6 protein-coding genes are annotated in these 7,761 nt (G+C 67.3%); 3 read left to right on the top strand and 3 right to left on the bottom strand.

From position 1 onward, the window contains the following. Window positions 1-283: 283 nt before the first annotated feature. On the bottom strand, window positions 284-889 hold the full coding sequence (locus ACF1B9_RS36385; protein ID WP_351075144.1) for a YdbC family protein: 606 nt from the start codon (window positions 887-889) through the stop codon (window positions 284-286). A gap of 88 nt (window positions 890-977) precedes the next feature. Here ACF1B9_RS36385 and ACF1B9_RS36380 point away from each other — a divergent pair, with 88 nt between their 5' ends. Both ACF1B9_RS36380 and ACF1B9_RS36375 read left to right on the top strand, forming a co-directional pair. Continuing rightward, window positions 978-1,934, top strand: coding sequence for a DUF1152 domain-containing protein (locus tag ACF1B9_RS36380; protein ID WP_391744636.1), 957 nt, complete (start codon window positions 978-980; stop codon window positions 1,932-1,934). A 139-nt stretch (window positions 1,935-2,073) separates the two neighbouring features. After that, complete coding sequence (locus ACF1B9_RS36375; protein ID WP_391744638.1) at window positions 2,074-2,610, top strand: TerD family protein; 537 nt, start codon at window positions 2,074-2,076, stop codon at window positions 2,608-2,610. A 148-nt stretch (window positions 2,611-2,758) separates the two neighbouring features. Here the strand turns inward: ACF1B9_RS36375 and ACF1B9_RS36370 are convergent, their stop codons facing one another. Next, on the bottom strand, window positions 2,759-5,662 hold the full coding sequence (locus ACF1B9_RS36370) for a vitamin B12-dependent ribonucleotide reductase (RefSeq protein ID WP_391744639.1): 2,904 nt from the start codon (window positions 5,660-5,662) through the stop codon (window positions 2,759-2,761). A gap of 160 nt (window positions 5,663-5,822) precedes the next feature. Further along, a complete protein-coding gene (nrdR, locus tag ACF1B9_RS36365; protein WP_391744641.1) occupies window positions 5,823-6,335 on the bottom strand; it encodes a transcriptional regulator NrdR in 513 nt (170 codons plus the stop codon). A gap of 557 nt (window positions 6,336-6,892) precedes the next feature. Between nrdR and lexA the strand changes: the two genes are divergently transcribed. Then, the gene (gene lexA, locus ACF1B9_RS36360; RefSeq protein ID WP_351075154.1) at window positions 6,893-7,687 is read left to right on the top strand and encodes a transcriptional repressor LexA; all 795 of its coding nucleotides are present in this window, start codon (window positions 6,893-6,895) and stop codon (window positions 7,685-7,687) included. Window positions 7,688-7,761: the final 74 nt, after the last annotated feature.

Genomic DNA, 7,761 nt, shown 5'->3' with positions numbered 1-7,761 from the left:
CGCCCACTCCGTCAGATTCACGCCCTGACAACGACACTCACTCGCACATGGTTACGCTCACCCACCCGACCTCGATGCCCAGCAGTTGAAAACCCTAGTAGGGCCTCTCGTTCCGGTCATGCCGGGCTCGCGTGGTCCGGTGCCGCGCCCCCCGGCGTTGTCGTCGCACCTGCCGAGCCGTGCCTGCTCACCACCGGAGAGGCCGCCGAGCTTCCCGGCCCGCCCCAGGTGCGCCCGATCCGGTCCAGTCCTGTCCGGTCCGGTCCGGTCCAGTCCGGTCCGGTCACACCGTCCAGGACGGCTCAAGCTGCACGACGTCTCCCGCCACCGCGGCCACATCGTCCTCGGTCTGCGCCCGTTGCGTCAGCCGATCGATGCTCCCCGCCCGGTATTTGCCCCGCTCGGCGCTGGACTGCCACATGGACAACACGAGGAACTCGTGCCCCGGCGCCTCCCCGAACACCCCTCGCAGCATGCCGGGCGAGCCGGCCATCGCCGGATTCCACACCCTCTCCTGCATCAGGGCGAAATGCTCGACCCGGTCCTCGTGCACCTTGCTGTGTGCCACCCTGACGACATCTGCGTCGGTGAAGCGCGGTTCGAAGCCGGTCTTCACATCGAAGCGGTACTCGAACAGCTTGACCTGGATGCTGCTGTACGTACCGGACTGCGCGGCGGCCAACTGGTCGTGCGCGCGCGCCATGAACGAGTCGTAGAAGACACGGTTCTCCCAAAAGGCGAAGACATGCGCCACTTCCGGACGCCCTCGACTCCAGCCGCCGCCCTGTCCCCTGAACCCCGGCTCACCCAGCAGCCCCGCCCACTTTCGCTGTCCCCGTTCAAATCCTCGACGGTCCACCACGGTGCAACGAATCCACTTGACCAGCACCGCGCCATCGTACGGTGCCGAACATGGCGCGGGTCACGCTCTGATGGAGTACGCGCGAACCGAAAGGCGCGAAGCAAGAATGATCTCCATGGCCTCGTTGCACTCCAACCCCCTTTTCGCCCGCCTCGATTCCGCGGAACGCGTCCTCGTCGCCGGGGCCGGCGGCGGCTTCGACATCTACGCGGGACTCCCTGTCGCGCTCTCCCTCCTCCACCGGGGCAAGCAGGTCCAACTCGCCAATCTCTCGTTCAGCGCTCTCGAAGGACTGCCCCTCGACGCCTGGCTCGCGCCGGATGTCGCGGTCGTCACCCCTGAAACAGCCCTCCACCAGGAGTACTTCCCGGAACGAACCCTCGCCCAGTGGCTCGAACTGCACGGCTACCCGAGCACGGTGCACGCCCTGTCGCGCGTGGGAGTACAGCCGCTGCGAGCCGCCTACCGGGCGCTGATCGAGACGTACGACATCGATGCGGTCGTCCTGGTCGACGGCGGCACGGACATCCTGATGCGCGGCGACGAATCCGGCCTCGGCACGCCGGAGGAGGACCTGACCAGCGTCGCCGCGCTCGCCGCAATCGACGTACCGGAACGCCTGGTTGTGTCCATCGGTTTCGGCATCGACGCCTATCACGGGGTGAGTCACGGCCTCGTACTGGAGAACATCGCCGCACTCGAACGGGACGGTTCCTGCCTCGGAGCATTCTCCGTGTCCCGTACGACCCGTGAAGGGGCGCTGTTCGTCGACGCGGTGGCGCACGCGCAGCACCACACCCCCGACCACCCCAGTATCGTGAACGGGTCGATCGCCGCAGCCGTCCAGGGAGCCTTCGGGGATGTCCAGTTCACCTCGCGCACCCATGGCAGTGAACTGTTCATCAATCCCCTGATGACCCTCTGCTTCGCCTTCGAACTGGACGGAGTGGCCCGCCACTGCCTCTATCTCGACCGCATCGAGGACACCCATCTCATCCGTCAGGTCAGCAGCTCCATCGCGGAGTTCCGGGACGAGGTCCGGCAGCGACCGCCGCGCCGCATTCCACACTGAACGGGTTGAACGGGCTGAACGCTGTTGGCCCGATTCCGTCGTCGATGACCGAGCCGGTTGGATCCACAGCCCGTTACGGACATGATCAGGTGGTAAGAACGGCCCGACGGCCCAGCGGCGCACCAGGGAGGGAAGTCCGATGAGCACGCCCAACAAGGACCTCGAAAAGGTCGAAGTCAGGCTGAAATGGGATCCCAGCCCGCCGGGTGCCCCGGCCCACGACCTCGACATCATCGCGGCCACTTACTTCGCGGAGGCGCCGTACGGCAGTCCCGCGTACCTCGTGCACTTCGACAGCCGTTCGCCGGACGGCACCATCAATCTCGACCGCGACAGCAGGACCGGCCAGGGCTTCGGTTTCGACGAAGTGATGACGCTTGAACTGCACCGGTTGTCGGCCACGTACACCCGGGTCGTCGTCGGCGTCGCCATTCAGCAGCGCGATGGCCGCAAGACGTTCGCCGAGATAGCGAACACGGGCGTACAGGTCCGGGAGGGCTATACGAATCTGGCCGAGGACGACTTCTCCTCGGTCGGCAACGCCACCGCGGCGACCGTCGCCGAGTTCGTCCGCGGCGCCTCCGGTGTCTGGGAGTTCCACGCCACGGTCCGGGGCTTCGACGGGGACCCCGGTACCTTCGCGGAGACGATGGGCGGCCGTACGCCCGGAGCGTGACGGGTCGCGGGGAAGAGTCAGGGCCGTACCCCCGCGACAAAGACACGACAGAGGGTGCCGACCTCAGGTCGGCACCCTCTGTGCAGTGCGGCTCAACGCCCTCGGCGGGGGACGCTCAACGTCGCGTCAGACGCCTCGGAGCTCGTGCTCAGCTGCAACCGCTGGTCGAGCCGCAGCCCTCGCAGATGTAGCAGGACCCGGCGCGCTGCATCTTCGTACCGCAGGAGAAGCAGAGCGGCGCGTCCGCGCTGATGCCCAGCTGCATCTCGACGAGCTCCGCCGAGGTGTGCGCCGTCCTCGGGGCCGGCTTCTCGGCCTCCGGCACGGCCGCGACCGCCTTCAGCGGCTCCGTCCGCACCGGGGCGGACTGGGCCAGCGCCTCGACGTCCAGTTCGTCGTCCTCCAGGGAGGGCTCGTACGAACCGGTGTCGAGGTGACGCTGACGCTCCTCGGCCGAGTGGATGCCGAGTGCCGAGCGGGTCTCGAAGGGCAGGAAGTCCAGCGCGAGACGGCGGAAGATGTAGTCGACGATCGACTGCGCCATCCGCACGTCCGGGTCGTCCGTCATGCCGGCCGGCTCGAAGCGCATGTTGGTGAACTTCGAGACGTACGTCTCCAGCGGGACGCCGTACTGCAGACCGACCGAGACGGCGATGGAGAAGGCGTCCATCATGCCCGCGAGGGTGGAACCCTGCTTGGACATCTTCAGGAAGACCTCTCCGAGACCGTCGTCCGGGTAGGAATTGGCGGTCATGTAGCCCTCGGCGCCGCCCACCGTGAAGGAGGTGGTGATGCCGGGACGGCCCTTGGGGAGGCGCTTGCGGACCGGGCGGTACTCGACGACCTTCTCGACCGCGGTACGGATGGTGTCCTCGGCCTTGACCGCGACCGCGTCGGTCGCGGACTTCTCCTTCTCCTTGGTCTTCGCGGAGAGGGGCTGGCCGACCTTGCAGTTGTCGCGGTAGATCGCGAGCGCCTTGACGCCCATCTTCCACGCCTCGAAGTAGACCTCTTCCACGTCCTCGACGGTGGCCGTCTCCGGCAGGTTCACCGTCTTGGAGAGCGCGCCGGAGATCCACGGCTGGATCGCGGCCATCATGCGCACGTGGCCCATCGCGGAGATGGAACGCTCGCCCATCGCGCAGTCGAAGACCTCGTAGTGCTCGGTCTTCAGACCGGGGGCGTCGATCACATTGCCGTGCTCGGCGATGTGGGCGACGATCGCCTCGATCTGCTCCTCCTGGTAGCCCAGGCGGCGCAGGGCCTGCGGAACGGTGCCGTTGACGATCTGCATCGAACCGCCGCCGACCAGCTTCTTGAACTTGACCAGGGCGAGGTCGGGCTCAAGGCCGGTGGTGTCGCAGGACATGGCGAGACCGATGGTGCCGGTGGGCGCGATGACCGAGGCCTGCGCGTTGCGGAAACCGTTCTTCGCGCCGAGGCGGATCACGTCCTGCCAGGCCTCCGTGGCGGCGGCCCAGATCGGGTTGTCCAGGTCGTCCATGTGGACGGCCGCGGCGTTGGCATCGGCGTGCTGCTTCATGACGCGCTGGTGCGGCTCGGCGTTGCGGGCGTAGCCGTCGTACGCGCCGACGACCGCGGCGAGCTCGGCGGAGCGCTTGTACGAGGTGCCGGTCATCAGCGAGGTGATGGCACCGGCGAGGGCGCGGCCGCCGTCGCTGTCGTACGCGTGGCCGGTCGCCATCAGCAGGGCGCCGAGGTTGGCGTAACCGATGCCCAGCTGGCGGAAGGCGCGAGTGTTCTCGCCGATCTTCTGCGTGGGGAAGTCGGCGAAGCAGATGGAGATGTCCATCGCGGTGATGACCAGCTCGACGACCTTGGCGAAGCGCTCGGACTCGAAGGACTGGTTGCCCTTGCCGTCGTCCTTGAGGAACTTCATCAGGTTCAGCGAGGCCAGGTTGCACGAGGTGTTGTCCAGGTGCATGTACTCGCTGCAGGGGTTCGAGCCGTTGATCCGGCCGGACTCCGGGCAGGTGTGCCACTGGTTGATCGTGTCGTCGTACTGGATGCCCGGATCTGCGCAGGCCCAGGCCGCCTCGGCCATCTTGCGGAAGAGGGACTTGGCCTCGACCTCTTCGATGACGTCACCGGTCATCCGCGCGCGCAGCCCGAACTTGCCACCGGACTCGACGGCCTTCATGAACTCGTCGTTCACGCGGACCGAGTTGTTGGCGTTCTGGTACTGGACGGACGTGATGTCGTCGCCGCCCAGGTCCATGTCGAAGCCCGCGTCGCGCAGGGCGCGGATCTTCTCCTCTTCCTTCACCTTGGTCTCGATGAAGTTCTCGATGTCGGGGTGGTCGACGTCGAGGATGACCATCTTGGCCGCACGCCGGGTGGCACCACCGGACTTGATCGTTCCGGCGGAGGCGTCGGCACCGCGCATGAAGGAGACCGGGCCGGAGGCGTTGCCGCCCGAGGACAGCAGCTCCTTGGAGGAGCGGATACGGGAGAGGTTCAGGCCGGCGCCGGAGCCGCCCTTGAAGATCATGCCCTCTTCCTTGTACCAGTCGAGGATCGACTCCATGGAGTCGTCGACGGCCAGGATGAAGCAGGCGGAGACCTGCTGCGGCTGGGGCGTGCCGACGTTGAACCAGACCGGCGAGTTGAAGCTGAAGATCTGGTGCAGGAGGGCGTACGCGAGCTCGTGCTCGAAGATCTCGGCGTCCGCGGGAGAGGCGAAGTAGCCGTGCTCCTCGCCGGCCTTGCGGTACGTCTTCACGATCCGGTCGATGAGCTGTCGCAGACCGGTCTCGCGCTGCGGGGTGCCGACGGCCCCGCGGAAGTACTTGCTGGTGACGATGTTGACCGCGTTCACCGACCAGAAGTCGGGGAACTCGACGCCACGCTGCTCGAAGTTGATCGAACCGTCGCGCCAGTTGGTCATGACGACGTCACGGCGCTCCCATGCCACCTCGTCGTACGGATGCACGCCGGGGGTGGTGTGGATGCGCTCGATACGCAGACCCTTGCTCGACTTGGATCCCTTGGCTCGGGAACCTCGTGCCGGGCCGCTCGCCGTCTCTGTCATGCCGCCTCCCATATGTGGGCAAAAACGCCCTGAAGTGCCCAGAACTTCCCGGGGCACAGTCTGTCTCTGATGCTCCGGGCGCCACGCACAGCGCCCGGAGCGGGTCCATGAAGCCGCTCTGTCGCCGATCCGCACATCTGCGCCGATCGGCCGGTGTCGCTCAGTCGGCGGCGCCGGCGGGAACGGGGACCTCAAGGGTCTCTCCGGTCCCGCGCTCCTCCACGAGAGGTCGCCGTTCGCGGAGTTCCGCGATGGCGGCCTCGAAGTCTTCGAGTGTGTCGAACGCCCGGTACACGGACGCGAAACGCAGGTACGCGACAAGGTCGAGTTCCTGCAGGGGGCCGAGGATGGCCAGGCCCACGTCATGGGTGGTCAGCTCGGCGCTGCCGGTGGCGCGCACCGCCTCCTCGACCCACTGGCCGAGCTTGGCGAGGGCGTCCTCGGTGACCGGCCGCCCCTGGCACGCCTTGCGCACGCCGGAGATGACCTTGGTACGGCTGAAGGGTTCGGTCACACCGCTGCGCTTGACCACCATCAGCGAACAGGTCTCCACCGTGGTGAAGCGGCGGGCACAGTCGGGGCACTGGCGGCGGCGACGGATCGACGTGCCGTCATCGGTGGTGCGACTGTCGACGACCCGGCTGTCGGGGTGCCTGCAGAAGGGGCAGTGCATGGCTCCCAACCCTCCTTCACAGCACGACTGAATAGCCTCTTCAGGGCCCGCCGGGGCCCCTCGAAGCAGTGACAAGCATAGGCGATGGCCACACCCCCGGCAGACCGGGGACCACAACTTCTGGGTGACTGGAGCAATCCAACCACTAGATCTTGGGTTTGGCCGCGCATTCGGCCCTAGCGCGTGTCGCGCATCGCAGGCGATCGGCAGGCAGCGTACGGCCGAGCACGAGGTTACGGGAACCGCGAGGCCGCCAGGATTGCGGGGCTCCCGCTGTCGGACTCGGACAACACCCGGGGAGGCCCCCCGCCCGGCGAGATCGCGCCGGCGAACGTTACCGTAATGGTCCGAATTGCCACGGGAAAGCGGTCCGGATTCCTCCTCGACCCCGACGGACCACTCCGAGCCGGAGGTCGACCGACCCGGCGCCGCACATACACCCGGCAGTGAACACACGACAGACTTTTATTCGTTTTTCACTCGAACGTGTGTTTGGCGCAACCTTTCGAAAGCCACTACCGTTGTCCAGCTAGGGAGACCATTCGAGAGGGGCCGACGTGACCACCACCGCAGACAGTGCCACCATCACTGCCCAGGACCGCTCCCAGAGCCGACTCGAGCCGGTGCATGCCATGAATGACCCAGTCACGAACACGGAGGGGCCCGAGCCCATGCGCCCAGCGCGCTCGTTGCCCGGCCGGCCTCCAGGGATCCGGGCGGACAGCTCGGGGCTCACGGACCGGCAGCGGCGCGTGATCGAGGTGATCCGGGATTCCGTGCAGCGGCGTGGGTATCCGCCCTCGATGCGGGAGATCGGTCAGGCAGTGGGCCTGTCCAGCACGTCCTCCGTCGCCCATCAGCTGATGGCCCTGGAGCGCAAGGGCTTCCTGCGTCGCGACCCCCATCGCCCGCGGGCGTACGAGGTCCGTGGCTCGGACCAGCCCACCTCGCAGCCCACCGATACGACCGGGAAGCCCGCGGCTTCGTATGTACCGCTGGTGGGCCGGATCGCGGCCGGTGGCCCGATCCTCGCCGAGGAGTCGGTCGAGGACGTCTTCCCGCTCCCCCGCCAGCTGGTCGGCGACGGAGAGCTGTTCGTACTCAAGGTCGTCGGTGACTCGATGATCGAGGCGGCGATCTGTGACGGCGACTGGGTCACCGTGCGCCGCCAGCCCGTCGCGGAGAACGGCGACATCGTGGCAGCCATGCTGGACGGCGAGGCCACGGTCAAGCGCTTCAAGCGTGAGGACGGCCATGTGTGGCTGCTCCCGCACAACTCCGCCTATCAGCCGATCCCGGGCGACGAGGCGACGATTCTCGGCAAGGTGGTGGCGGTGCTGCGGCGAGTGTGACGACTCGCCGGCTCCGACCGGGCCCCGGGATTCACTGCGCCGATCCCGGGGCCTGCCTGTGCCCCCCGACCGCC

This window comes from Streptomyces sp. NPDC014727, from assembly GCF_043083485.1.
GTDB lineage: Bacteria > Actinomycetota > Actinomycetes > Streptomycetales > Streptomycetaceae > Streptomyces.
The sequence above is the reverse complement of the archived record's forward strand: the minus strand, read 5'-3'. Positions and strand labels throughout refer to the sequence as shown.

Excerpts from the sequence above, each read along its gene's own strand:
- ACF1B9_RS36380 (WP_391744636.1), top strand. The coding sequence starts at position 978 with ATGGCCTCGTTGCACTCCAACCCCCTTTTCGCCCGCCTCGATTCCGCG.
- ACF1B9_RS36375 (WP_391744638.1), top strand. The coding sequence starts at position 2,074 with ATGAGCACGCCCAACAAGGACCTCGAAAAGGTCGAAGTCAGGCTGAAA.
- ACF1B9_RS36370 (WP_391744639.1), bottom strand. The coding sequence starts at position 5,662 with ATGACAGAGACGGCGAGCGGCCCGGCACGAGGTTCCCGAGCCAAGGGA.
- nrdR (WP_391744641.1), bottom strand. The coding sequence starts at position 6,335 with ATGCACTGCCCCTTCTGCAGGCACCCCGACAGCCGGGTCGTCGACAGT.